This is a genomic window from Cellulophaga sp. F20128 (assembly GCF_023015805.1).
Classification (GTDB): Bacteria; Bacteroidota; Bacteroidia; order Flavobacteriales; family Flavobacteriaceae; genus Cellulophaga.
Window position 1 is genome coordinate 48,268 of record NZ_JALKBA010000019.1, and the last position, 24,966, is coordinate 73,233.

At 35.6% G+C, this 24,966-nt stretch carries 26 protein-coding genes and 1 pseudogene; 16 read left to right on the forward strand and 11 right to left on the reverse strand.

From position 1 onward, the window contains the following. The first annotated feature begins 68 nt into the window (after window positions 1-68). From MWU65_RS14740 to MWU65_RS14770, 7 genes are all read left to right on the forward strand, one after another. Window positions 69-632 carry a sigma-70 family RNA polymerase sigma factor gene (locus MWU65_RS14740; RefSeq protein ID WP_247079158.1) on the forward strand — a complete coding sequence of 188 codons (564 nt, stop codon included), beginning with the start codon at window positions 69-71 and terminating at the stop codon, window positions 630-632. Continuing rightward, window positions 629-1,393, forward strand: a complete 765-nt coding sequence (locus tag MWU65_RS14745; protein WP_247079160.1) for an anti-sigma factor — start codon at window positions 629-631, stop codon at window positions 1,391-1,393. Before MWU65_RS14740 ends, MWU65_RS14745 begins: the two co-directional genes overlap by 4 nt. Window positions 1,394-1,430: 37 nt before the next feature. Beyond that, window positions 1,431-1,640 carry a membrane or secreted protein gene (locus tag MWU65_RS14750; protein WP_247079163.1) on the forward strand — a complete coding sequence of 70 codons (210 nt, stop codon included), beginning with the start codon at window positions 1,431-1,433 and terminating at the stop codon, window positions 1,638-1,640. 23 nt (window positions 1,641-1,663) lie between these two features. Next, window positions 1,664-2,233, forward strand: a complete 570-nt coding sequence (locus MWU65_RS14755; RefSeq protein WP_247079166.1) for an RNA polymerase sigma factor — start codon at window positions 1,664-1,666, stop codon at window positions 2,231-2,233. 55 nt (window positions 2,234-2,288) lie between these two features. Then, window positions 2,289-3,164: a lipoyl synthase gene (gene lipA / locus MWU65_RS14760; RefSeq protein ID WP_247079169.1), complete on the forward strand. Its 876-nt coding sequence runs from the start codon at window positions 2,289-2,291 to the stop codon at window positions 3,162-3,164. A 63-nt stretch (window positions 3,165-3,227) separates the two neighbouring features. Continuing rightward, the gene (gap, locus tag MWU65_RS14765) at window positions 3,228-4,238 is read left to right on the forward strand and encodes a type I glyceraldehyde-3-phosphate dehydrogenase (protein WP_247079172.1); all 1,011 of its coding nucleotides are present in this window, start codon (window positions 3,228-3,230) and stop codon (window positions 4,236-4,238) included. After that, a complete protein-coding gene (locus MWU65_RS14770) occupies window positions 4,235-6,439 on the forward strand; it encodes an ATP-binding protein (protein WP_247079175.1) in 2,205 nt (734 codons plus the stop codon). Before gap ends, MWU65_RS14770 begins: the two co-directional genes overlap by 4 nt. Here the strand turns inward: MWU65_RS14770 and lpxK are convergent. Beyond that, window positions 6,436-7,434: a tetraacyldisaccharide 4'-kinase gene (lpxK, locus tag MWU65_RS14775; RefSeq protein ID WP_247079178.1), complete on the reverse strand. Its 999-nt coding sequence runs from the start codon at window positions 7,432-7,434 to the stop codon at window positions 6,436-6,438. The two genes, MWU65_RS14770 and lpxK, sit on opposite strands and share 4 nt — an antisense overlap. A gap of 50 nt (window positions 7,435-7,484) precedes the next feature. Between lpxK and MWU65_RS14780 the strand changes: the two genes are divergently transcribed. Together MWU65_RS14780 and MWU65_RS14785 are read left to right on the forward strand one after the other, a co-directional pair. Next, complete coding sequence (locus MWU65_RS14780) at window positions 7,485-8,579, forward strand: Nif3-like dinuclear metal center hexameric protein (protein ID WP_247079180.1); 1,095 nt, start codon at window positions 7,485-7,487, stop codon at window positions 8,577-8,579. A 3-nt stretch (window positions 8,580-8,582) separates the two neighbouring features. After that, complete coding sequence (locus MWU65_RS14785) at window positions 8,583-9,362, forward strand: C4-type zinc ribbon domain-containing protein (protein WP_247079182.1); 780 nt, start codon at window positions 8,583-8,585, stop codon at window positions 9,360-9,362. A gap of 52 nt (window positions 9,363-9,414) precedes the next feature. On the opposite strand, the gene MWU65_RS14790 is transcribed toward MWU65_RS14785, so the two are convergent. The 3 genes from MWU65_RS14790 to MWU65_RS14800 all read right to left on the reverse strand — a co-directional run bounded on the left by MWU65_RS14790 (window position 9,415) and on the right by MWU65_RS14800 (window position 11,900). After that, entirely contained in the window at window positions 9,415-10,758 is a 1,344-nt protein-coding gene (locus tag MWU65_RS14790; protein ID WP_247079184.1) for an NAD(P)/FAD-dependent oxidoreductase, read from the reverse strand. Window positions 10,759-10,945: 187 nt separating this feature from the next. Further along, on the reverse strand, window positions 10,946-11,494 hold the full coding sequence (locus tag MWU65_RS14795; protein WP_247079186.1) for an ATP-dependent Clp protease proteolytic subunit: 549 nt from the start codon (window positions 11,492-11,494) through the stop codon (window positions 10,946-10,948). Window positions 11,495-11,672: 178 nt separating this feature from the next. Then, window positions 11,673-11,900, reverse strand: coding sequence for a LapA family protein (locus tag MWU65_RS14800; protein ID WP_247079188.1), 228 nt, complete (start codon window positions 11,898-11,900; stop codon window positions 11,673-11,675). A 164-nt stretch (window positions 11,901-12,064) separates the two neighbouring features. On the opposite strand from MWU65_RS14800, the gene MWU65_RS14805 reads away from it, so the two are divergent. Beyond that, window positions 12,065-12,751, forward strand: a complete 687-nt coding sequence (locus tag MWU65_RS14805; protein WP_247079190.1) for a hypothetical protein — start codon at window positions 12,065-12,067, stop codon at window positions 12,749-12,751. A 4-nt stretch (window positions 12,752-12,755) separates the two neighbouring features. Here MWU65_RS14805 and kynU read toward each other — a convergent pair whose 3' ends face one another. Beyond that, window positions 12,756-14,030, reverse strand: a complete 1,275-nt coding sequence (gene kynU, locus MWU65_RS14810; protein WP_247079191.1) for a kynureninase — start codon at window positions 14,028-14,030, stop codon at window positions 12,756-12,758. A gap of 59 nt (window positions 14,031-14,089) precedes the next feature. Here kynU and MWU65_RS14815 point away from each other — a divergent pair, with 59 nt between their 5' ends. Further along, complete coding sequence (locus tag MWU65_RS14815) at window positions 14,090-14,731, forward strand: O-methyltransferase (protein ID WP_247079193.1); 642 nt, start codon at window positions 14,090-14,092, stop codon at window positions 14,729-14,731. Here MWU65_RS14815 and MWU65_RS14820 read toward each other — a convergent pair. The 4 genes from MWU65_RS14820 to MWU65_RS14835 all read right to left on the reverse strand — a co-directional run bounded on the left by MWU65_RS14820 (window position 14,709) and on the right by MWU65_RS14835 (window position 18,521). Next, window positions 14,709-15,269 (reverse strand): phosphatase PAP2 family protein, encoded by a 561-nt coding sequence (locus MWU65_RS14820; protein WP_247079194.1) that lies wholly within the window; start codon window positions 15,267-15,269, stop codon window positions 14,709-14,711. The two genes, MWU65_RS14815 and MWU65_RS14820, sit on opposite strands and share 23 nt — an antisense overlap. Before the next feature lie 4 nt (window positions 15,270-15,273). Continuing rightward, window positions 15,274-15,555 (reverse strand): twin-arginine translocase TatA/TatE family subunit, encoded by a 282-nt coding sequence (locus tag MWU65_RS14825; protein WP_247079195.1) that lies wholly within the window; start codon window positions 15,553-15,555, stop codon window positions 15,274-15,276. Window positions 15,556-15,652: 97 nt separating this feature from the next. Further along, entirely contained in the window at window positions 15,653-17,962 is a 2,310-nt protein-coding gene (locus tag MWU65_RS14830) for a M1 family metallopeptidase (RefSeq protein ID WP_247079196.1), read from the reverse strand. Window positions 17,963-18,020: 58 nt separating this feature from the next. Further along, a complete protein-coding gene (locus MWU65_RS14835; RefSeq protein ID WP_247079197.1) occupies window positions 18,021-18,521 on the reverse strand; it encodes a DUF6702 family protein in 501 nt (166 codons plus the stop codon). A gap of 324 nt (window positions 18,522-18,845) precedes the next feature. Here MWU65_RS14835 and MWU65_RS14840 point away from each other — a divergent pair, with 324 nt between their 5' ends. From MWU65_RS14840 to MWU65_RS14850, 3 genes are all read left to right on the forward strand, one after another. Beyond that, the gene (locus MWU65_RS14840) at window positions 18,846-20,309 is read left to right on the forward strand and encodes a potassium/proton antiporter (protein ID WP_247079198.1); all 1,464 of its coding nucleotides are present in this window, start codon (window positions 18,846-18,848) and stop codon (window positions 20,307-20,309) included. A 50-nt stretch (window positions 20,310-20,359) separates the two neighbouring features. Continuing rightward, window positions 20,360-20,737, forward strand: coding sequence for a hypothetical protein (locus MWU65_RS14845; protein WP_247079199.1), 378 nt, complete (start codon window positions 20,360-20,362; stop codon window positions 20,735-20,737). Between the two features lie 105 nt (window positions 20,738-20,842). Then, entirely contained in the window at window positions 20,843-21,328 is a 486-nt protein-coding gene (locus tag MWU65_RS14850) for a hypothetical protein (RefSeq protein ID WP_247079201.1), read from the forward strand. A gap of 32 nt (window positions 21,329-21,360) precedes the next feature. Here the strand turns inward: MWU65_RS14850 and MWU65_RS14855 are convergent, their stop codons facing one another. Further along, a complete protein-coding gene (locus MWU65_RS14855; protein WP_247079203.1) occupies window positions 21,361-22,119 on the reverse strand; it encodes a carboxypeptidase-like regulatory domain-containing protein in 759 nt (252 codons plus the stop codon). 3 nt (window positions 22,120-22,122) lie between these two features. Next, the gene (locus MWU65_RS14860; protein WP_247079206.1) at window positions 22,123-22,857 is read right to left on the reverse strand and encodes a carboxypeptidase-like regulatory domain-containing protein; all 735 of its coding nucleotides are present in this window, start codon (window positions 22,855-22,857) and stop codon (window positions 22,123-22,125) included. Between the two features lie 193 nt (window positions 22,858-23,050). Here MWU65_RS14860 and pepE point away from each other — a divergent pair, with 193 nt between their 5' ends. Next, entirely contained in the window at window positions 23,051-23,743 is a 693-nt protein-coding gene (pepE, locus tag MWU65_RS14865; RefSeq protein ID WP_247079207.1) for a dipeptidase PepE, read from the forward strand. Between the two features lie 123 nt (window positions 23,744-23,866). After that, a pseudogene (locus MWU65_RS14870) lies at window positions 23,867-24,966 on the forward strand (hypothetical protein); the annotation flags it as partial.

Sequence of the window (24,966 nt, forward strand, 5' to 3'; positions counted from 1 at the left end):
ATATACGTTACAAAAAGTATATTGGATGCCAAGAGGCGAAAAAATATCAATTAAAGTAACATGACCCTATGAGCACATTTTTGGAAAAACACATTGTAGAGTTATTACAAGACCGTAATGAAAAAGCAATTTCTTTGCTATATGATCATTATGGAGACACCCTATTTGGTGTAGCTAATAAAGTAGTTAGAAATGAAGAATTAGCGCAAGATGTTCTCCAAGAAAGTTTTGTGAAAATATGGAAAAAAGCAGATTCCTATGACTCTTCAAAAGCAAAACTATTCACCTGGTTATTTCGTATCACCCGTAATACAGCCATAGATAAATTAAGAAGCGTTAACACAAAGTCTGACAAAGAGATCCAAATGGATGTTTCAGACGTATATAATTTAGGTGTAGAAAGCATAAAACCAGAATTAATGGACGTAAAGGACAACTTGGATAAGTTAGAGCCTAAATACCAAATAGTACTGGAAGCCTTATTTTTTGAAGGGATGACCCAACAAGAGGCTAGTGAAGAATTAAATATACCCTTAGGAACTATAAAGTCCCGATTAAAAATAGGACTTAGAGAACTAAAGAAAATTTATGGAGCCACAGCAATGCTTTTGTTTTTAATATTTTTGATATGACTGATAAAATAAAACAATTTTTAGAGACAGATCTTTTAGAAAAGTATCTATTAGACAGTACAACTAAGGAAGAGACCTTACAAGTTGAGCGTTATATTGCGATGTACCCTGAAGTAAGTGCAACCTATGACGAGCTTCAAGACAACTTGGAAGTGTTTGCTAAATTACACGCCTTAGAAACTCCAGATGGTTTAAAAACTAAAATCATCAATAAAGTTAAGGCAGAAAAGAAGGTACAAGGCAAATTTCACAAGTATATCGCCATTGCATGTAGTATTGCGTTTCTTTTTGCTGCAGCCTCTTTTTTCTTTTGGGATCAGAACAATTCACTAAAGGAAGAGAATTCCATTGTCAACAATAAAATCAAAAGTATTGAGGACAATATGAGACAGCAATTGGAAGACGTAAGAAACCAATTTATTGTTCTAAACAACCCTAAAACTAAGAAGTTTACGGTTCAAGGAAATACAAAAGCAAAAGAACTAAAGGCTGTTGCCTATATAAATCCGATCAAGAAGCTTTCGTATATCAATGTTAGAAATATCCCTAACTTACCTGAAAACCAATGTTTGCAAATGTGGGCAGAAGTAGATGGTAAAATGATTAACATAGGTATTATTAATGAAATAAGCGACAAAGACAAATTAATGGCCCTTCCATTTGGCGAAAATGCTGTTGGATACATTACCATTGAACCTAAGGGAGGAAATGAAAGTCCGACTGTAAAAAACATTGTCGCTAACATTAATTACGGTTTATAATAAAGCTTAATTTTGTATCTTTGCGTAAAATTACACTATGCAATTATTATTTATAACTATAGGCCTATTAGCTCTTGCCTTTGCTGGTATTGCAATAAAAATATGGGCAAAAAAAGATGGTAAATTTGCAGGTACTTGTGCGAGCCAAAGTCCCTTTCTAAATAAAGACGGAGAAGCTTGTGGTATGTGCGGGAAACTCCCAGAAGAACAAGACTGTAAAATAGAAGTATCATCTGAAATACAATAGGCAAATTTTATTTGCCTTTTTTTATGAAAATACCTGAGGAAGAACTTAGCATTATTTTAGAAAAAGCCAAGGCTGGAAATCAAATTGCTTTTAGCAACTTATTAGATGCTTTTTGGAATGATGTTTACGGGTTTCTTCTAATTAGAACAGAAAATGAGAATGATGCGGAAGATATTACCATTCAAACCTTTTCAAAGGCTTTTGACAAAATTGAGACGTACGATGCTAATTTTAAATTTAGAACGTGGCTCATTACAATTGCCAAAAACCTGCATACCGACTTATTTAGAAAGCGAAAAAAGAATATTTTAGAGAGCACTAAATACGGTAACGATGCCATAAAAAAAGTGCTGGATGATGCTCCTACAATAGAAGACAGACTCATTATAGAACAAAATTTAGCCACGCTCTTACAAGACATTAAGAAGCTAAAACCACACTATCAAAAAGTCATTAATCTCAGGTATTTTAATGAGCTTAGTTATGCTGAAATTGCAAAGGAATTAAACGAGCCCATCAACAATGTAAAAGTGAAATTATTACGGGCAAAAAAACTGTTGGCCAGCATCATTAAAACAAAAGATAAATCTTAAGCTTTCTCTACAAGTTAAAAAGCAATTTGTTCGTATATTTGTTTAAAATATTTTAATGAGCAGTAAGACTTTAGAAAACGTACATCCTCCCAAAGGAAAACCAAAATGGTTGCGTGTAAAACTTCCAACTGGCAAGAAATATACCCAGTTAAGAGGTTTAGTAGACAAGTACAAACTGAATACCATTTGTGCCTCTGGCAGTTGCCCAAATATGGGCGAATGTTGGGGAGAAGGCACAGCTACTTTTATGATTCTTGGTAATGTATGCACAAGATCATGTGGCTTTTGTGGCGTAAAGACAGGAAGACCTGAAGATGTGGATTGGGAAGAACCTGAAAAAGTGGCGCGTTCCATTAAGATTATGAGCATTAAACATGCGGTAATCACTTCTGTAGACAGGGATGATCTTAAGGATATGGGCTCTATTATTTGGACCGAAACCGTGAAGGCGATTAGAAGAATGAATCCTGAGACAACCTTAGAAACCTTGATCCCCGATTTTCAAGGAATACACACGCATTTAGATCGCATTATTACTGTTGCTCCAGAAGTAGTTTCTCACAACATGGAAACGGTAAAAAGACTCACCAGAGAAGTACGGATACAAGCAAAATACGATAGAAGTTTAGATGTTCTTCGTTATCTTAAAGACAATGGTGCCCGCAGAACAAAATCGGGAATTATGCTCGGATTAGGGGAACAAGAAGATGAAGTTTTACAAACCATGGAAGACTTAAGAAACGCCAATGTAGACATCGTTACCATCGGGCAATATCTTCAACCCTCTAAAAAACACCTTCCCGTAAAAGAATTTATACTTCCGGAACAATTTTCAAAATACGAAAAATTAGGCTTAGAAATGGGCTTTAGACATGTAGAAAGTGGCGCCCTAGTAAGGTCATCTTACAAAGCACACAAACATATTAATTAGTATTGGGTTGTTTTAGGCAGCATACAACCTGATTGTTTTTTTTAAGAACAGTATCGCATTTAGATGAAAAAAATTAACATCGGCATTAATGGTTTCGGTAGAATTGGACGTACGCTTTTTAGATTACTACAACAACACCCAAGCCTAAACGTAGTAGCTATTAATGATTTAGCAGATGCTAGAACATTGTCACATTTATTAAAATACGACAGTATACACGGAATCTTTACAGAAGACGTTAGTTATAATGAGCAAGGCTTACTGGTAAACAACAAAGCAATTGCGCTAACTAATCACAAGACACCAAAAGACATCAAATGGCACCACCATCAGGTAGACTTAGTAATTGAGTCTTCAGGGAAATTTAAAACCAGAGAAGATTTAAATCATCACCTTACCAATGGCGCAAAAAAAGTAATTCTCTCCGTTCCTCCTGATGATAATGATATTAAAATGATTGTGTACGGAATTAATCATGCTGATATTACGGCTACCGATCATATCATTTCCAATGCGTCATGCACTACAAACAATGCTGCACCTATGGTAAAGGTAATTCACGATCTCTGCGGCATAGAGCAAGCATACATAACCACCATACATTCGTATACTACAGACCAAAGTCTACATGATCAGCCGCATAGGGATCTGCGTAGAGCCAGAGCTGCATCTCAATCCATAATCCCAACCACAACAGGTGCCGCAAGGGCGTTAACTAAAATATTTCCAGAATTGGAAAATGTAATTGGGGGTTGTGGCATACGGGTTCCTGTAGCTAATGGATCCTTAACAGATATTACTTTTAACGTAAAAAAAGAAACCTCTATACAAGAGATAAACCAAGCGTTTAAAGCATATGCCAATACTAGTTTAAAAGAAATATTATTCTATACAGAAGACCCTATAGTTTCTGTAGATGTAAACAATAGTTATTATTCTTGTACGTTTGACTCACAGATGACTTCTGTTATTGGAAAAATGGTAAAAGTTATTGGATGGTATGACAATGAATCTGGATACAGCAGCAGAATCATTGATCTTATTCACCTTTTAATCAATAAAAAATATATTTGAAAACTAATTGTAATCATATAAAACCCAACACCTTCATTGTTGCTATTTTTAGCTTCCTTATGCTATTCGCTATGTACAGCCAAGATACCGCCGAATTTCCAAAGGATTTAGATTATTACTTTTCATTAGCTAGAAAATACAAAAATCAAAACAAGATAGATATTGCTCTTGAAACAATTAAAAAAGCTGCGGATATCGCAGAAAAAAATGAAGATGAAAAAGGGCAAATAGATTGTTTTCATCAATATGCCTTGCTCTACCTAAAAATAAATAATATTGAACGATCAAAGTTCTATTGGGAAAGAACTAAAGTGTTACTAAACAATATTGCCTACCCTTTTGGATCGAGCCAAAATGCCTATTTAGAAGCCATATACCTCTATCTAGAAAACAACAATTTTCAAGCAGAAGAAAAATTAGCGTATATAAGACAATTAAGTAATGACCGAAATTTAATCAATCATGTGGTACTGGCTGAGGCAAACATCAATTTTCAAAAAACCAATTACAAGAAAGCCGCAACAAACTACAATGCCTTAATTATTAACTCTGACATCTACGAGAAAGAATACCTAACTACCTTAGGGCATTTAGGGCTTGCCAAAGTAAACTATATCATAAACCCAAAAGAAAGCCCTGAAAATGCAACTGAAGCATTAAAACTAGCAAAGAAAAATGGCTTTATCAATGAATTGCTCGAAGCAAATACTTTACTCAGTAAAGGATACGAAAAAATAGGGGATTTTAATTCTTCGCTGTTGTACAACAGGAATTTATTAAAGATTAAAGATTCCATATATAATCTAAATAAATTAAAACTAAACACGAGAACAGCAGATGATATCCATATTGAAACCCTAGAGACTGAAAACAGGCGTATTGAAGACCGGCTAAAAGAAGCCGTAGATTCTAAAAGTAGATCTGAAAGTACTACCATAGTCGCTTTTGCTATTTTAGCCATAATTTCCCTTCTGGCAATTTCTCTATACCGGAACAATCAAATAAAAGTACGAACAAACACGCTTTTACAAAAAACTAATGAAGAGCTAGAAGTAGCAAAAGACGATGCTGTAAAGGCTATGGAGTCAAAAACCAATTTCCTCTCTACTGTGAGCCATGAGTTGCGCACCCCGCTCTATGCCGTAACTGGTTTAACCAATTTACTACTAGACGAAAACCCTAATGAAAGTCAAAAAGATCATTTAAAATCTTTAAAATTTTCAGGAGATTATTTACTAAACTTTATCAATGACATCCTACAGGTAAATAAAATTGATGCGCAAAAATTAGAAACCTTACAAATTGAATTTAGTCTTAAAAAAACCCTACATGATGTTATTGATTCCCTGCAACAAAGTGCAAAATCGAACAATACAAGTTTACGGTTAAATTTTGACGACAAGGTCTCTTACCTACTCATGAGTGACCCAATTAAAATTTCACAAATTCTAATTAATCTAGTAGGGAATGCAATAAAGTTTACAAAAAATGGCGAGGTAACGCTCACCGTTAAGCAATTAAAAACAATTGATGATATCGCTACCATTTATTTTGAAGTAAAAGATACGGGAATCGGTATTTCTGAAGAGTTACAAGAAAGCATTTTTGATAGTTTTGAACAAGGATCAATACAAATAAATAGAGAATATGGAGGTACCGGCTTAGGACTTACTATTGTAAAAAGTTTGCTCGGATTATTTGGAAGCACCATACGTTTAGAAAGCACAAAAGGCAAAGGCTCTATCTTTAGCTTTGAATTAGACCTCAAACGCAAAGACACTCTTGTAGATGATATGGCTTTTGAAATTACACCCGCTGAATTTGTTTTTGAAGGCCTACACCTTCTTATTGTAGAAGACAATAAGATAAACCAAGTCATCACTAAAAAGATGCTGTCCAAAAAAGAAATGACTAGTGACATTGCCAACAACGGCATGGAAGCGATAGAGCTAGCCAAAACAAACAGGTATGACGCCATACTAATGGACATTCATATGCCCGGAATTAGCGGCGTAGAAGCCACTGTTGAAATTCGAAAATTTAATAAAGAAATTCCCATTATTGCCCTGACAGCCATCTCCTTAGACGATAGTGTTGAAAATTTCTTTGAGGCCGGTTGTAATGATATTGTTACAAAACCTTTTAAGCCAGAATTTTTCTATCAAAAAATAGGAGAAAATATCTTTAGTAAAAAGAACTAACCAATTGCGTGGCGCACCCTTTGAAGCAGAGCTTCATTGTCTTTATTGAGTAATTTATGTCGCACCCCTATATAATACATAGAAGACACCTTACCTTTTAACCGCACATAATCCTTCTCCGTAGTTAACACCATCTCTTTGGTATTAAAAATTTCGATTTCTTCGGCAGTAAAAAAATGATGATCCGTAAACTGAAGGTGTTCAAACACAATGCCCTTTTCTTGTAAATAATTCAACAATGGTATCGGGTTTGCAATGCCTGTGACTAAAGTAACCCTTTTGTCCTTTAATGTATCCAGTGCTATTTTATCATGCAATCCTTGCAACATATCCTCATAAACCAAGGTTGCAAAAAACAAGGCTTGTTTTGAATTTAGTCTTAACTGTGTTTTAATTTCTATTTGGTTGTTGGCTGTAAGCTCTTTGGGACACTTGGTAACGATGACGACATCTGCTCTTTTAGATTGATTTTTAGCATCTCTTAGACTACCCGTTGGCAGGTACCAATCATTTATATACAGATTACCGTAAGCAGTGAGTAATATATTAAATGACGGTTTTACTTTTCTATGTTGAAAAGCATCATCCAACAAAATAACATCTGGTTGTACTTTCTCTTCCAAAAGAGATATCCCATTTCTTCTATCACCATCAACAGCCAAGGAAATGGATGGAAATTTCTGGTAAATTTGATAGGGTTCATCACCTATTTGTTCCACGGAAACCTCTGCCGATGCCAATAAAAAACCTTTAGACTTTCGGCCATATCCCCTACTTAAAACGGCAATATTGAATTGGCTTTGCAAACCCTTTATTAAAAACTCAATCATGGGAGTCTTTCCGGTGCCACCAGCACTCAAATTCCCAACACAAATTGTAGTTGTCTTAAACGATTGTGACTTAAAAATACCACGATCAAATAAAAAATTTCTAAAATACACTACAAAAGCATAAATTAAGGAGATGGGAGCCGCTATTTTTCGAAGTAGTTGCATGAAACGAAAATATAATATTTTATCTTTGAAAACCACCAAAGCTACTAAAAATGACTGTAAAAGAAATCACTGCTATTGTAGAAGAATTTGCGCCTTTAGAATACGCTGAAAGTTTTGACAATATTGGCTTATTGGTAGGCGATGAAAATGCAAAGGTTACTGGGGTCTTAGTTACTTTAGACACACTAGAAAACGTTATAGATGAAGCAATTGAAAAAAAATGCAACCTAATACTTAGCTTTCACCCTATCATATTTAGCGGCCTAAAGAAAATAACAGGCGCCAATTATGTAGAACGTGTTGTGCTAAAAGCCATAAAAAATGACATTTCTATTTACAGTATGCATACTGCACTAGACAATAGCAATGCCGGTGTGAATGCAAAAATATGTGAGGTTTTAGGGCTTTTCAATACTAAAATATTAATTCCTCAAAAAGGAACTATAAAAAAACTAACCACTTATGTTCCTAAAAATGACGCTAAAAAATTAAAAGAAGCCTTATTCAAGGCAGGTGCTGGAACCTTAGGAAACTACAGCAATTGTAGTTTCACTACCCTGGGTACCGGTAGTTATAAAGCTGGTAAAAACTCGAACCCAACCAAAGGGGAAATTGGCAAGACTCATTATGAGGAAGAAACCCAATTGAATGTAACTTTTGAAAAAGCCAAGGAAAAAGAAGTGGTAAAGGCTCTTATTGACAATCACCCCTATGAAGAGGTTGCTTATGAAATAATAACCCTAGAAAACAGTAATCAGAACATAGGCATGGGTATGGTTGGCGATCTTTTAAATGGCATGGAGGAGCTCGATTTCTTGAATCACCTAAAAAAAACAATGCATGTCTCTTGTATTAGACACTCTAATCTACTGAATAAAAAAATAAAAAAAGTGGCTGTTTTGGGAGGAAGTGGTTCCTTTGCAATTAACGCCGCAAAGGCTGTAAACGCTGACATTTTTATCACGGCAGATCTTAAATACCATCAGTTTTATGAGGCCGAAGACAAGTTAATATTAGCTGATATTGGACACTTTGAAACAGAGCAGTTTACAAAAAATCTTTTAGTTGACCTACTTACAAAAAAAATGCCTAATTTTGCAATCTCTTTATCGGAGAGCATTACAAATCCTATCAAGTATTTTTAAAATATGGCAAAAAAGAAAGAAGCAACGGTAGAAGAAAAATTAAGAGCATTGTATGACTTGCAATTAATTGATTCTAGAGTAGACGAAATAAGAAACGTTAGGGGAGAACTCCCGTTGGAAGTTGAAGATTTGGAGGATGAAGTCCTTGGACTTAAAACCAGATTAGACAAACTAAAAACTGATGTAGAAACAGTTAATTTTGAAATAGGCGCAAAAAAGAATTTAATTGATGAAGCCAAAGGTTTAATTAAAAAATACGCCGAGCAGCAAAAAAACGTTAGAAATAGTCGTGAATTCAACTCTTTATCTAAAGAAGTAGAGTTCCAAGAACTAGAAATGCAATTGGCTGACAAAAATATTAAAGAGTTTAAGGCTCAAATAGATCAGAAAAAGCAAGTAATTGCTGACACTAAAGAGCGTTTATCAGCTAGAGAATCTCATTTAAAACACAAGAAAAGTGAATTAAATGAAATCTTAGCAGAGACTGAAAAAGAAGAGAAAGAATTAATTAAAAAATCTGCTGAATTTGAAAATCAAATTGAGGAACGTTTAGTTAATGCTTATAAAAGAATCAGAATCAATGTAAAAAATGGTTTGGCAGTTGTACCAATTGAAAGAGGTGCATCTGGAGGTTCTTTCTTTACAATACCACCACAGGTACAAGTAGAAATTGCTGCCCGTAAAAAGATTATTACAGATGAACACAGTGGTAGAATTTTAGTTGACCCTGTTTTAGCTGAAGAAGAAAATGAAAGAATGCAAAAAATGTTTTCTAAATTTTAAGAGACTATTTTTTGATATCCTATAAAAAAAGACCGCTACTAAGCGGTCTTTTTTATGCAATTAATTCAATAATCTTATTGGTTACCAATTCACTATCCCAAATTTCTTCAATATTGGGTAATTTCATAATTTGTTTCATTACTTCTTCCTGCACATCTCCTAGTGCTAAGGCCTCTGCATACGGTTTATTAGAAAATGTAACTCTAGAATAAACAGGCTTCCATTTATCTGGATGCTCTGAAGCAAACTTTTTCTCAATCTTTTTTTGCAGTAAAAAAGCAGCATTTGCCGTTTTACTACTCATTTCCATAAAATTCCTATAGCTAAGCTCCGCTATTGCATCTGCGTTAGGCTTCCGTTCTTTTTGATACTCCTCAAAAGCAGTAGCCCAGTCATCCTTATGTTTTACCAATAAGTTAGTCAATACAAAAATATCTTCAAACCCGGCATTCATTCCTTGTCCGTAAAAAGGCACAACAGCATGGGCAGAGTCCCCCACCAAAGCAGCCTTATCCCAATAGGTCCAAGGGTAACATTTCATAGTCACCATAGCAGAAGTAGGGTTTTTAAAGAAATCTTCAATAAGGTTATCCAGATCGAGCATCACATTAGGGAAGTACGTCTCAAAAAATGTTCTGGCTTCTTTTTGTGTAGTGATATTCTCAAAAGAAACCGTTCCCTCAAAAGGCATAAACAAAGTACAGGTAAAACTACCGTCAATATTGGGCATAGCAATTAACATAAATTCTCCACGTGGCCAGATATGAAAAGAATGCTTGTCCAATTTATGGGTACCATCTGCATTGGGAAGTATAGATAATTCTTTGTAACCCACCTTTATAAACTGCTGAGAATAATCAAACCCACTACGGCGCTGCATTTTATGGCGTACTCTAGAAAAAGCACCATCGCAACCAAAAATACAATCGTACTTATACTCTTCCCAAATTCCTTTTTCTGTTTCTCCTGTAAAAATTTTAGCTTCTGGCAAATCTACATCCCAAACTTTCTCTGAAAATCGAAATTTAACTCCTTCCTCTTCCGCCAAATCGATCATCTTCCTATTCAACAGACCTCTGGAGGTTGACCAAATTGCCTCTTCTTCCATACCGTATTTTTGAAAATACACTGGTTTATCGTTAACGTGCATTGCCCGTTGATATAATGGAATAGCTATTTTTTTTATTTCATCTTCCAAACCAACTTCACGCAAGGCATTCCACCCCCTATTGCTCATTGCTAGGTTAATGGAACGTCCAGAAAACTCAACCAAGCGTATATCTGGCCGTCTATCAAAAACAGTGACAGTATGCCCCATTTTTTTTAAATAAATTGCAAGTAGCGACCCTACTAATCCTGAGCCAACTATGGCGATATTCCTTGAAGATTGTGACATATTAATTTATATATGGCGATTAGAACATACAAACTCCACAAAAGAGTTCCCTACTACAATTACAAAACAAGACATCCAAATGATACGTTTTACACGTATATATTAAACAATCGCTTCGGCGTCTCTATATATAAAAAGTCCTTCACAATTATTCTATTATGAAGGACTTTTTTCTTTGACTATCAATTTATTCTAAAATTCCGTCTACTATTCCGTAGGCCATGGATTCTTCTGCATTCATCCAGTAGTCTCTATCAAAATCTTTCATTACCTTTTCAAAATCCTGACCGCAATTGTCTGCTAATATCCGAGCACTCAACTCTCTTGTTTTTATAATTTCTTTCGCCTGAATCTCTATATTAGAAGCCTGACCCCGTGCTCCACCACTTGGTTGGTGAATCATTACTTGCGCATGAGGCTGTATAAAACGTCTTCCTTTTGCTCCAACGGAAAGCAAGATAGACCCCATAGAAGCTGCCAAACCAGAACAGACTGTAGAAACTGGACTTTTTAAAGATTTAATGGTATCATAAATTGCGAAACCAGAAGTTACATACCCGCCAGGGCTATTAATCACAAACTGGATTTCATCATTATTTTGCAAGTCTAAATATAACAAGCGATCTATAACGTGCTTTGCAGAATCATCATCTACCATTCCCCACAAAAACACTTTTCTTTCATTCAACAACTTTTCATCAATTGCTTCTTGAACTTTCCCTTTTTTTGAACTCATTGCCTATTTTCTTATTTAATATCAAAAATAATCAATTTATTTAGAAAGTACATACCAACATTTCATCAATCTAACAAAACATGGAAGAAAACACACTATTTCCGCTTTCTACCCTAGAGTTCACAAATATTGTACATTCCAACAACACCTTTTGATCAGCACAAATTAATAGCAAATCCTAGGCTTCACTTTCCTCTTGACTTACCTCCTTGGAATACAGTTTTCTTTTCATAGAGAGTAAAATCCCCACTAAAACTCCAATAGCGAAACTACCAAGTATAATTAAAACTCGGGACAATGATATTTTCCACAAAAAAAATTTAACGTCTATTACCTCTGCATTTTGAAGCGAAAAAATAACGATGAGTCCTATAAACAAAAGGACAATAATGGTTTTAAATTTCATAACTAGTATTCTTTTTCGTTAAATTAAGTATTAAAAATTCCTATACAATCGTAGTTGTTTGAAAAAAGTTAAAACAGCAAACCTTACCACAAAATAATTCTACCGACAAACAGCACCACAAAATTAAACTAAAACAATGTACCTTTGACCTAAAATAGTATACCATGCGCAGCCTACTTTCATTTTTAATTGCCCTTACCCTAATTACTTCTTGTAAGGAAGACAAAAAACAAGAAGCGCCCCAAGCTGAAAAACAACAACAAACTATCCTAGAAAAAGTTGCCTATGCCCATGGATTGGAACATTGGAACGGGGTACAACAATTACAATTTACTTTTAATGTAGACCGGGGAGATACTCATTTTGAACGCACTTGGAATTGGCGCACCAAAAGCAATGATGTATTAATGATGGCAGAACAAGATACGCTGGCATACAACAGAAAAAAAATAGACAGCAGTTCTCAAAAAGCAAATGGTGCCTTTGTGAACGATAAGTTTTGGCTGTTAGCCCCTTTCAATCTAGTTTGGGATAAAGCGAACATTACGTACGAGCACTTAGAAAAAAGCGAAGCACCTATCAGCAAAAAACCAATGCAAAAACTAACCATTGTTTATGGCAATGAAGGTGGCTACACCCCTGGTGATGCTTATGATTTTTATTTTGAAGACGATTACCTGATAAAAGAATGGATCTTTAGAAAGGGGAATGCAGCGGAACCCTCCATGACCACCACTTGGGAAAACTACACCACCCAAAATGGATTAAAGATTGCCTTGGATCACAAAAATGACAAAGGCGACTTTAAACTGTACTTTACAAATGTGAAGTCCATAGTAGTTAACAACTAACGACTTACGACTGCCGCAAAATCCCTGCTTTCAGTATTTGTCCAAACCGATACATATCTTCATAAGAACAATAAAAAGGTGCCGGAGCTAGACGAATAACGTTTGGCTCACGCCAATCTGTTATGACTCCATTTTTCATAAGGTAATTAAACAATTCTTTTCCTTGTCCGTGCAACAGCACAGACAACTGACAACCTCTATCTTTAGGGGTAATTATTTCAAAAGAAGCTTCTTCCACTTCCTTGTCTATTTCTTGCAGCACAAACTCTAAATAGCTTACAATAAGGTCTCGCTTTTCAATCAACCTAGGCATACCTACCTCATCAAACAACTCTAAGGAGGCTAAGTAAGGCGCCATTGCCAATATAGGAGGGTTACTTATTTGCCATGAATCTGCCGTATGTGTAGATTGAAAAGTGGGTTTCATTAAAAATCGTGATTCTTTTTTGGTACCCCACCAACCTTCAAACCTTGGAATACTGTCATCTTTTAGATGTTTTTCATTCACATAAACACCCGATGCATTTCCCGGGCCACTATTAATGTACTTATAGCTGCACCAGGATGCAAAATCTACCTGCCAATCGTGAAGGTTTAATGCAATATTCCCTGCAGCATGTGCTAGATCCCATCCCACAAAGGCGCCTACCTTATGCCCTGCTTTGGTAATTGTTTCCATATCAAACACCTGTCCGTTATAGTAATTAACACCACCAATAAGCACCAAGGCCAATTCATCTCCCACCTCATCAATTTTAGCCAGCACGTCTTCTGTACGCCAAAAATGTTCACCCGCTCTCTTTGCTACGGTAACAATGGCAGCATTGGGATCATAACCATGAAACTTAACTTGGCTATCTAACATGTATTGATCGGACGGAAAAGCCTTTTCTTCACATATAATTTTATATCTTTTTTTGGTAGGTCTATAAAAGGAAACTAATAAAAAATGCAGGTTTACGGTTAGGGTATTCATAACACACACCTCTTCCGTTTTTGCACCTAGTAATTTTGCCATAGGAGCTGCTAATCTTTCATGGTAATCCCACCATGGTTTTTCTGCATAAAAATGCCCCTCTACGCCTAAATTGGCCCAATCTTCCATAACCGCTGTCACAAATTTTTGTGCGCGTTTAGGTTGTAAGCCTAAGGAGTTTCCTGTAAAATAAATAGCATCCTCACCATTTATTTTTGGAAAGTGAAATTCATTTCTATAGTTCCGCAAAGAATCTTTTTCATCGAGCTCTTTTGCAAATGCCAAGGTATTTTTAAACTGCATCCCTTTATTTTTATTCAAAAATAAGCATTCAAAATAACTATTTTTGCAAAAACATTTATATGCATTTTTTATCACCCTTATTAGAAAGCTATATTACCAATAGTTCTGAAGACGAACCCAAAGTATTGCAAGAGCTTACCCGAGAAACCCATTTAAAAGTGATTCAACCGCGAATGCTTACAGGCCATTTTCAAGGGCGTGTACTTAGTATGCTCTCTAAAATTATGCATCCTAAAAACATCTTAGAAATAGGCACCTATACAGGCTATTCTGCCCTATGCCTTGCAGAAGGCTTGCAAAAAAATGGAGCATTACATACCATTGATGTTAATGAGGAACTCAGTAGCATTCAACAAAAATATTTTCAAAAAAGCGAGTATGGTCATGCTATTACCGCCCATACAGGGGATGCCTTAACAATTATTCCAACCCTTGACCTTATCTTTGATTTAGTTTTTATCGACGCAGAAAAAAGAAGTTATCCTGAATATTTTGAAGCAGTTTTACAAAAGACAAAACCGGGTAGTATTATTCTCTCAGACAATGTATTGTGGTCCGGAAAGGTAATAGAGCCAGTAAACCCTAAAGATATTGCCACCAAAGTGTTGTTAGATTACAATAAAAAATTAAAAGAAGATCCAAGAGTAGAAACGGTATTACTCCCAATTAGAGACGGACTTACAGTAAGTAGGGTTTTATAAGCTTATTGTACAGATAGTAAAACAGAAGTGCGCACAGCACACCTACCAGGGCGCCTACCAATAGATCTATTGGAAAATGTACACCAACATAAATTCTACTTAAGCAAAACAATAAAGGCCAGATATAAAATACCCAAACCCACTTCATTTTATTTTTTAAGAGAAGAACAACTATTGTAGTTATTGCAAAAGAACTAGATGCGTGCCCAGAAAAGAAACTAAAATCTGTAGGCGTTTTTAATATTCGTATTAAATCATTAATGGCTTCATCGTTACTAGGCCGTAACCGCTCTACTATATTTTTTGTCAAGTCTGTAAACAACAAAACAAATAAAAACATAAGCAGTACTGTAGCAGACATTACAATTGCTTCCTTTTTTGGACGCTTTATAAAAAAAAGGATAAAAAATAATAGGTATAAGGGAATCCACGTGCTAATGTTAGTTACAATAGACCAGAAATAATCATACTCCTCAAGACCTAGATTGTTTAGATAAACAAAAGTATCTCTGTCCCATTGCAAGAGTTTTTCTAGCATAAAATTATTTCCTCTTAATTACGCCCGTAACATCTTTAACATTCTCTTTTACTTTGTCTATACCAGCCTTAATATCTTTGGTAAAACTCGTATCTATACCCTGTTTATCTGCACTTTTGGTAATTTCTTGTTTTATATCTTCTGTAGCATCTTTCAATTGCCGCATACCTTTTCCTAGGCCTTTAGCTATGCCTGGAATTTTATCAGCACCAAAGACCATCACTACAATAAACATAATGAAGAAAATCTCACCTCCGCTAATAAATAAGAAAATTGTTGAATACATATCACAAATATAATCAGAAGTTTTATTTGCACCATAAAAAAAGCCCCACATCTTGAATATTTATTCAGAGTGGGGCTTACTTTTTATTTTAGGCAATTTATTTTTTAATATTCCCTTTAAATTTATCGAAGCCAGATTCTTGTTCTTTCATTGGCCAGCTATTGTTTGTTGTATCTATATCAGCAGTTTCTGCCTTAGGATCTACCACAATACCTACCAATTCTTTTTGAGAAGAAACTACTCTTTTTACTTCTTTATCACTCATTCTCCAGATTTCAGCTGGGTACGTAATATTTTCAGTAGTACCGTCTGCGTAAGTATACTCTACAATTAACGGCATAGGAATACCACCGGGCTTGTTAAAGGTAACCTCATAAAAGAATTTTGGCTCTTTTACAGCGGCTCTTTCAGCGGCTGAAAGGTTATCCATCATATACTCCTTAAGCGTTTTAGATATTTCCGAAGGATTTTTTCCTTTTAAGCTCGCATCGTAATCTTCACCATCTACCTCTGCTAAAAATACCAAAGGAGGTAAATCTTCTAACTTAAGATTACGTTGTTCCATAACATCTCTTATTTGTTTTGGTGGCTTGGTAGAAACTTGAAATTTCTTCACTTCTTTTACTCCTATATCCACATAGTCTGTGGTATAAAACCATCCTCTCCAGAAATAATCCAAATCTACGGCAGATGCATCTTCCATAGTACGGAAAAAATCTTCTGGTGTTGGGTGTTTAAATTTCCATCGATTCGCATAAGTTTTAAAAGCGTGATCAAACAACTCTTTACCCATTACTGTTTCTCTTAAAATATTTAATGCTGTAGCAGGTTTACCATATGCATTATTACCCAATTGAAATACGTTTTCTGGATTGGCCATTATAGGGGTGATATACTGTTGGTCACCTGCCATATAAGGTACTATCTTAGAAGGCTCTCCCCTTCTTGACGGGTACTTTGTGTTTGGCGCAATTGCTGCAGGAAATGTTTCCCCAAACTCTTGTTCTGCCACATATTGCATAAAAGTATCTAAACCTTCATCCATCCATCCCCATTGTCGCTCGTCCGAGTTAACAATCATAGGGAAGAAGTTGTGACCTACTTCGTGAATAATTACACTAATCATTCCGTACTTTACTCTATCAGAATAGGTACCATCTTCGTTTGGTCTTCCATAGTTCCAGCAGATCATTGGGTATTCCATACCTTGGTTTTTGGCATGAACTGAAATAGCTTTAGGATAAGGATAATCAAAGGTATGTGCAGAAAATGAACGCAATGTATGCGCAACTGCTTTGGTAGAATACTCTTCCCACAATGGATTTCCTTCTTTAGGGTATAACGATACCGCCATAGATGTTTTTCCATTACTCAATTGAACGTTTTGCATATCCCAGATAAACTTACGCGATGTAGCAAAGCCATAATCTCTTACATTTTCAGCTTTAAACTTCCAGGTTTTCTTTTTTTCCGAAAAAGATTTTTCAGCAGCTTCTGCTTCTTTTTGGGTTACAATAAGTACGGGCTCATCAAAAGACTTTGTAGCTTTCTCATAACGCTTCATCATTTCTTTAGAAAATACATCTTTTCTATTTTGAAGCACCCCAGTTGCATCTAGAATATGGTCTGCAGGTACTGTAATATTTACCTCATAATCTCCAAAAGGAAGTGCAAACTCTCCACTTCCCCAAAACTGGTGATTCTGCCATCCTTCTACATCACTATATACAGCCATTCTTGGAAAAAACTGCGCTATTACAAAGGCTCTGTTGCCATCCTTAGGGAAATACTCATAACCAGATCTTGCTCTACTTACCGTATGATCTGGAATATTATACCACCATTTTATAGAAAATGAAACTTCATCCTTACTCTTAAGTGCCGTAGGCAAATCAATACGCATCATCGTTTGATTAATGGTATATGGTAAATCTTTACCACTAGCATCTTTAACGAATTGTATTTTAAATCCTCCATCAAAACCAGCTGACAAATGGTTGCCTGCAAATTCACTTGCTTGCATTGCCCCAGATAGTTGAGAACTATTTCTCAAGTCAGATTTAGTCCCTTTTTCACGTACGTTTTGATCTAACTGTACCCATAAATATTCTAAATCATCTGGTGAATTGTTAATATATGTAATGGTTTCTTCCCCATATATTTTTGCATTTTTATCATCCAACTCAATATCCATTTTGTAATTGGCTTGTTGTTGATAATAATCTGGTCCTGGTGCACCAGAGGCAGACCTATAGGTATTGGGAGTAGAGAACTCCTGATACATTTGTCTAAATTTACCTTGATTTTCATGACCAGCTTCTCGTTCTGTTTTTTCCTGTGCCTGCACCATTGCTACGGTAGCAAACAAGAAAACGACAGCCGTTAAATAATACTTGATTTTATTCATTTTAGTTTTTTTTAAGTCGCCGAAAATTAACACTTTTTTAGCGATTTGTTAAAGTCTCTCAGAATTTTAACATTCCTTTATTATTTCCTTTTATAAGCACAAAACTTTTCTTGGCCCCATTGTATTTAAAATGAACCAAGTTTTTTTGTTCTTCAAACAAGTCGGTCAACATCCCATTCTCTATTTCAATACTTTTCATTTTAGCCAGTACTACATCTTCTACTTCTAAATACAGTATCACCACATCATTGTCATACTCTCTCCCAATATAATTAACAGGAACAGCCACGTTATTTATAGTAATATGAAATTTAGTCTTTGTATATTTTTCAATATAGGATTCTGCCTCTTTATCTTCTACTTTTGTAGCCAAATTAGCGGTAAACCCATATCTTTCTTTCAACAACAAATCAAAATCATCGATAAAAACTCGTGATGTTATTTGGAGCGAATTTTCTTTCTCAGAATAATTTATATTGGTAACACTCACATAAAACTTATGAACGGCTACAAAAGCCAAAAGCGGTAAAACCAAAATTAAAAACCTTTTTTTCAGCATGGGATCCATTTTTATTTAGTCAAAAGTAAGCAATTGGTATGCCATAATATAGAGGAAAAAGAAAAACATAGCAGCAATACAAGCTTGAAGTCGCAATAAATAGATTCACTTAAACCTTAGAATTAGAGCTTGGCTCTATCCAAAAACAAACACATAACCATTTTTCACCAAAGAGTTTTAGGAGGGTTTAAGCTAACCCCAACACTCCATCTCCTCAATTCAAAAGTTCCTTTAAGAGAAACAATAAATAAAAATTGAATTGAAATATAAGTGCACAAACAAGAACTAGTATATTTGCCTGAGCTAAACCTAATTCAAAAAAGAATGAACCTAACCATTGAGAACATACTATTAATTGGATCGTTGTTGCTTTTTTTAAGTATTGTAGTAGGGAAAACATCGTATAAATTTGGTGTCCCCACATTGATTCTCTTTTTAGCCATTGGTATGCTCGCTGGTTCAGACGGCATTGGCGGTATTCGATTTAACGACCCCAAAATGGCGCAGTTCATTGGTATTATTTCCCTTAACTTTATCTTGTTTTCTGGAGGATTAGACACCCATTGGCCCACGGTAAAACCCATTCTGAGAGAAGGTATTCTTTTGTCTACCCTAGGTGTTTTACTCACAGCTGTTTCACTAGGTACCTTTGTTTGGTATGTGACAGATTTCACCATTTATGAAAGCATGCTACTTGGCTCTATTGTATCTTCAACAGATGCTGCTGCCGTATTCTCTATTTTACGCTCTAAAAGCCTTGCTCTTAAAACCAATTTAAGACCAACTTTGGAGTTAGAAAGTGGTAGTAATGACCCAATGGCGTATGTATTAACCATTGCATTTTTAAGCTTAGTGGTTAACCAAGACCAAAGTTTTTCTGCGATAATCTTGTTATTTCTACAACAAATGATTTTCGGCGGAATTGCCGGTTTTGCATTTGGAAAACTTAGCAAACTAATTATAAATAAAATTCAACTTGGGTTTGAGGGGCTTTACCCAGTACTGGTCATCGCTTTAATGTTTATTACCTTTTCTGCTACTGATTTTGTAGGCGGAAATGGCTTTTTAGCCATATATATTTGTGCAGTTTATTTGGGCAACCAGGACTTAATACACAAGAAAACAATTTTAAAAATGTACGACGGTTTAGCATGGCTTATGCAAATTGTTTTATTCCTCACCCTTGGCTTACTTGTTTTTCCTTCAGAAGTGCTTCCTTATGCCGGAATAGGCATGTTAATTTCATTGTTCCTAATTTTTATTGCCCGTCCTGTGGGTGTATTTCTAAGTCTTATTTTCTTTAAAATGAAATTAAGAAGGCGCTTTTATATTTCATGGGTTGGCTTGCGTGGTGCGGTACCTATTGTTTTTGCCACCTATCCCCTATTGGCTGGGATAGACAAAGCAAGTATTATCTTTAATATCGTATTCTTTATCTCCGTTACCTCTGTATTAATTCAAGGTACCACCTTAGCTATTGTTGCAAAGTGGCTAAAAGTTGGACTCCCTGAAAAGGTAAAAGTAATAACAGAAATGGATAAATTTATTTCTGACATGCCAAAAACTGCTATGAAAGAGATAGAAATTACAGAAAATTGTTACGCCGTAGATAAAAAGATAGTTGATTTAGGGTTCCCTAAAAATGCAATTATAGCCATGATAAAGAGGAATGATAAGTTTTTAACCCCAAACGGATCTACTGTAATAGAGGCCAAGGACACCTTGGTGGTGCTCTCTGAAAGCATTGCCGGAATTAACAGTGTGAACGATTGTTTAAACAAATCATAATTTTAAGCTAAAAAAAGCAATTATTTTTTTTTCTTAACTAACTTTGACTTGTGAAAAGTATTGTAAAACAGTTGGGATTCATTTTAGTAGCTGTCGTTTATTGCACCGCAATAATTACGGTTACTAGTTTACATTCAACAACGATTGCTAGCGGCACATCTACCAATACGGTACAAAAAAAGGCTACCTCCCCAACCGTTACATCCAATCTTTTTGCCTATTCTATTGCGGCCCCAGAAAACACAGCAAACACGCTTACAAATTCCCCCGTACCAGACCTTAAAATTACTACAAAGTGGGCTGCTGCAACAAAAATAACAGAACTACGTGGGGGTGCATTATTTCAACAATACACCAAAAGTCCGACTAACTTTTTTAGTCTCTATAGAAAGGCTAGTATTATTTTTCCGTTCCATTATTTTTGGTAATCCATTTTTACTTGTCTAAGCAGTACTATGCTTTGGACACTAACGACTAGGCGCTGTGCTAATTAACAGCGCCCATATTCCTATTCACAATTTAAAATAAAAAAAATGGATCAAGAAAGTACCATCATAGGGGCTGTAGTAGCAGCACTATGTATAATTCCCTTTGTTTTTATTCTTAGAACGAAGAAAAAAGCAGAAAATAATATGCTTAATGCATTAAAAGAAATAGCAAACAGATACAGTTGCTCCATTGCAACGTATGAGTATTCTGGCGATTTTATAATTGGAATGGACCTTGCCAAAAACTATGTGTTCTTTTATAAAAAAACAAAAACACATGAAGACGAACAAGTCATTAATTTGGCAGAGTTTCAAGATTGCAAAATACTACAAAGCAGCAGGAACAATCATAATAAATCTAGTTTTAGTGAAATCAAAACATTGGATTTACAATTTTTGTCGAAGCAAAACAAAGTTGATCGCAAACTAGAGTTTTATAATGCTGAAGATAATCTCCAATTAAACGGAGAGTTAGAAGCTATAAAAAAATGGTCTAAAACCATAACCGAACAATTACAAAAGATTGCTTAATACTACAAAGCCCTATACCTAAGGTATGGGGCTTATTCTTTTATAGTCTCGAGGTTGTCATTTTCTTGAAAAGCAATGCTTTTTTTAATTAGAAAATCCCAAATAATAAAATCGTTTTCAGATGTAGAGAGCTCGCTAAAACTGGCATCTGCTTCACAGAAAAGCATAAACTCTTCAATTCTTAGTTTGGGTATTTTTAAGTCTGTTATAAAAATAGAATCTGCATAAGAATTCCGTATCTCTTGGGAGCGCGCATATTGCTGATCTCTGGCTACCCTTGCTTTTAACATCTTAGTACGTCCTGTTATCCGATTTAGCAGTTTATTAAAATTAAGGCTTAGTATGGTTGGAAAGAGCTTACCATGGTCCGCATCATACAACAAACGTTCACTTTGCGGCAGTATGGCTACATCGGCATTGGGAAGCCCCAAGCTCTCCGCTGTCACTAAAGTCCTTTGGTCTAATACCACCTCATCTAACTCGGTTACCTCATCGCGCAGGTAGACAATATAATTCTCTTGCAAAAGGATATTTTGAGTCACGATAGTGTACACTTTTTTATACTGTACAGCAGAAAACACTAAGGTATCATTGACACTAGCAGCAATTGAAAAAAATCCGTTACTGCTCGTTATTGTCGCTTTTTCATTCGTTAAATTTATAACATGAACACCTGCAATATCTTCACTTTTAGAAACTACGGTACCCTCCAGATTCTTGGCAATGGATTTTTGCGCAAGCAATGAAACACTAAATAGTAAACAACAAAAAAGGAGTGTAAAATTCTTCAAGCACTATAATTTTAAGTACGTTTTACTATGTGTTACTAGAAAATCTATCAATTGAAATTCATTGTCCTTTTTCAACAAATCTTGAGACGGAATTTTATCATCACAATACTGTAAAAAAGCATCAATATTATCTTGGGACAATCCTAAATCGGTTACAAAAAAATCGTCCTCATACACCTGTCTTAAAACTGTACTTAGTTTTAATTGTGGCACGTTGGCGTCTTTTTTGTCTTTTTTAGATTTCAAAAGCGCTTTAAAAATATTGACAAAGTTGATCCCGTTTGCCATACCGCGATCTGTATCGGACTGGGCAATGTTTATAAATTCAGTGGTCTCATCTTGTTCGTATTCAAATTCTTTAAATTCTTCATTTTTAAGGTTTATAAATTTTTGTTGATCCTCAGGACTCACCACAACCTCATCTAGCTCTGTCACCTTTTCCTTTACATCTATCACCAATCGGTTTTTGGTTAAAATTTCTTGGGAAATTGTCACTATTTGTATCTGATAATTTACAGCGGTAAAGGCAAGCTGATCTCCCAATTTAACCGCAATGGTAAAATCACCATCCTCATCCGTAATTGTGGCACTTTCTGCTGTTATATTAATCACATCTAAACCTGGAACATTAATATCTCTGTAGATCACAGTTCCTCGCAAAAGGCTTCGGTCAGCATCTTGCGCAATAAGGTTTGTAATGGCAACTAGCAGAAACAACACAAGTAATTTTCTTTTCATCTATTCGTTTTTGTTTAATTTTAAAGAACCCGACCAAATTGTACAAGGCGCGTCCTATGTTTATGGGTATTCCCTATTAAAGGTACGTATTTGCAATTTACATTCAAAAAAAATAGAGAACCATTAAACTTTTGTTAATTTGTAAAATTGAACTCAAGCAAGGGCTATACGCCTCTGCATTATACAAAATGCTATGAAAAAGTTATTGTTAGCTAGTACATCTACCCTCTTTGGCGCCAATTATTTAGATTATTTACTAGATGATCTCGCTGTTTTTTTCAAAGATATAAAAACCATCACTTTTATCCCCTTTGCAAGGCCGGGAGGCATACCCCATGACACCTATACAAAAATAGCTGCAACCGCTTTTGCTAAAATAGACAAGGAGGTTGTTGGTTTGCACAGCTTTAGCAATAAGGAAGAAGGCATTGCCAATGCCGAAGCTTTTTTTTGTGGTGGCGGCAATACATTTTTACTCGTAGAACAACTTTACAGTTTTTCTATTTTAGAGGTGTTAAAGGCTAAAATTGAAAGTGGTACGCCTTATATGGGTACCAGTGCAGGTAGCAATATTGCAGGTATTTCTATGCAAACCACCAATGACATGCCTATTGTATATCCACCAAGTTTTAAAACAATGCAGCTTGTGCCTTTTAATATTAATGCACATTATTTAGACCCCATCCCGAACAGCACACACAATGGAGAAACACGAGAAACCCGAATCAAAGAGTTTCATTGTTTTAACAACACCCCCGTTGTTGGCTTAAGAGAGGGGAGTTATTTACTGGTCACAAATTCTCAAATCAGGCTAATGGGTACGCATACGGCTCGCATTTTTAAAGCTAACCAAAGAGCTTATGAAACCTCAGAAATAGAATTTTAAGTAGCCCTTTCCTAAGACATACCATTTGTCGGACACAATTGTATTTTAGCTTAAGTATTAGGTACAACCATTGGTTTCGGTTATTTTTGTTTGATTATTAGTTAGCCCCCTAAATTGCTTATTATGAAAAAATTAGTTTTTGGATTATTCTTTGGCCTATGCCTGATTACCGGCGTTATGGGGCAAGTAAAAATTGGCGAAAACCCACAAAATATTCATACAAATTCAGTTTTAGAATTAGAAAGCACCTCTAAGGCATTTGTAATTACACGCATTAACACCACCCAAATGAATGCAATGACACCACTTTATGGTGCATTGATCTACAATATAGATACTGCTTGTGTTCATTATTTTAATGGCACTATTTGGATTAATCTTTGTGAGGCAGAAAATGCAGGCGATATTGGCTTGGAAGATCACGGCGACAATACCTATACCTTTACCAATGCAGATGGGGCCGAAACCAACTTTGCCATCCCTACTTTTACTAGCAATTACACAGGTCCCTTTGGTTTGCCTGTAAGTGGAATTAAATTAACAAAAACGGCACCTTATAGTGTAAATATTGAAGTAGACCGAATTCATGGCCTATCGATCCTTGAAAGATCCATAACTAGAAATAGAATAGCCTCAGATGCTATAGGCAAAGATGAACTTGGGGAAACAAGCGTTGAGAATATCCACCTTACTGAATTTGCCGTAACACCAAACAAAATCCAATTTGGGGCGTCAAACGAAATTTTAAAAACGAATGCAGCTGGTACTAATGTAGAATGGGGTCTTTTGGACGCTGCAAATATTACAGGTCAAGATTTAACGGTAGATGATGCTTCTATACTGCTTAGTGGTGCAACGCCTGGGGTAGGCGCATTGTTAGAGGCTGTTGGCATTTCTGTTGCCGATGGTGGAATTATAAATAGCAAACTGGCAGTTGATGCCGTAACTACAGATAAAATAGCAGACGCCACCATTGCAACTGCAGATGTTGCGGATGGGGCAATTACTAATGTAAAACTTGACAAAACAAACATTCCTTTAAGTGGGTTTGCTGATGCTGCTACAGATGTTTCTTTAGGGTCTAACAAACTGATCAATGTTGTAGACCCAACTGACGCACAAGATGCCGCAACTAAAAATTATATTGACAATCAAATCACAACCATAAATACCGTTACAGACGGAAATATATTAATAGGTGATGCCTCAAATAGCGCCGCAGA

Bases quoted from the DNA above. Each gene is read 5' to 3' on its own strand.
- MWU65_RS14745 (WP_247079160.1), top strand. From the start codon at position 629: ATGACTGATAAAATAAAACAATTTTTAGAGACAGATCTTTTAGAAAAG.
- MWU65_RS14815 (WP_247079193.1), top strand. From the start codon at position 14,090: ATGCATTTTTTATCACCCTTATTAGAAAGCTATATTACCAATAGTTCT.
- MWU65_RS14785 (WP_247079182.1), top strand. From the start codon at position 8,583: ATGGCAAAAAAGAAAGAAGCAACGGTAGAAGAAAAATTAAGAGCATTG.
- MWU65_RS14835 (WP_247079197.1), bottom strand. From the start codon at position 18,521: ATGCTGAAAAAAAGGTTTTTAATTTTGGTTTTACCGCTTTTGGCTTTT.
- gap (WP_247079172.1), top strand. From the start codon at position 3,228: ATGAAAAAAATTAACATCGGCATTAATGGTTTCGGTAGAATTGGACGT.
- MWU65_RS14740 (WP_247079158.1), top strand. From the start codon at position 69: ATGAGCACATTTTTGGAAAAACACATTGTAGAGTTATTACAAGACCGT.
- MWU65_RS14825 (WP_247079195.1), bottom strand. From the start codon at position 15,555: ATGTATTCAACAATTTTCTTATTTATTAGCGGAGGTGAGATTTTCTTC.
- pepE (WP_247079207.1), top strand. From the start codon at position 23,051: ATGAAAAAGTTATTGTTAGCTAGTACATCTACCCTCTTTGGCGCCAAT.
- MWU65_RS14750 (WP_247079163.1), top strand. From the start codon at position 1,431: ATGCAATTATTATTTATAACTATAGGCCTATTAGCTCTTGCCTTTGCT.
- MWU65_RS14820 (WP_247079194.1), bottom strand. From the start codon at position 15,269: ATGCTAGAAAAACTCTTGCAATGGGACAGAGATACTTTTGTTTATCTA.
- MWU65_RS14830 (WP_247079196.1), bottom strand. From the start codon at position 17,962: ATGAATAAAATCAAGTATTATTTAACGGCTGTCGTTTTCTTGTTTGCT.
- MWU65_RS14800 (WP_247079188.1), bottom strand. From the start codon at position 11,900: ATGAAATTTAAAACCATTATTGTCCTTTTGTTTATAGGACTCATCGTT.
- MWU65_RS14860 (WP_247079206.1), bottom strand. From the start codon at position 22,857: ATGAAAAGAAAATTACTTGTGTTGTTTCTGCTAGTTGCCATTACAAAC.
- MWU65_RS14780 (WP_247079180.1), top strand. From the start codon at position 7,485: ATGACTGTAAAAGAAATCACTGCTATTGTAGAAGAATTTGCGCCTTTA.
- lipA (WP_247079169.1), top strand. From the start codon at position 2,289: ATGAGCAGTAAGACTTTAGAAAACGTACATCCTCCCAAAGGAAAACCA.
- MWU65_RS14850 (WP_247079201.1), top strand. From the start codon at position 20,843: ATGGATCAAGAAAGTACCATCATAGGGGCTGTAGTAGCAGCACTATGT.
- MWU65_RS14755 (WP_247079166.1), top strand. From the start codon at position 1,664: ATGAAAATACCTGAGGAAGAACTTAGCATTATTTTAGAAAAAGCCAAG.
- MWU65_RS14795 (WP_247079186.1), bottom strand. From the start codon at position 11,494: ATGAGTTCAAAAAAAGGGAAAGTTCAAGAAGCAATTGATGAAAAGTTG.
- lpxK (WP_247079178.1), bottom strand. From the start codon at position 7,434: ATGCAACTACTTCGAAAAATAGCGGCTCCCATCTCCTTAATTTATGCT.
- MWU65_RS14805 (WP_247079190.1), top strand. From the start codon at position 12,065: ATGCGCAGCCTACTTTCATTTTTAATTGCCCTTACCCTAATTACTTCT.
- MWU65_RS14840 (WP_247079198.1), top strand. From the start codon at position 18,846: ATGAACCTAACCATTGAGAACATACTATTAATTGGATCGTTGTTGCTT.
- kynU (WP_247079191.1), bottom strand. From the start codon at position 14,030: ATGCAGTTTAAAAATACCTTGGCATTTGCAAAAGAGCTCGATGAAAAA.
- MWU65_RS14790 (WP_247079184.1), bottom strand. From the start codon at position 10,758: ATGTCACAATCTTCAAGGAATATCGCCATAGTTGGCTCAGGATTAGTA.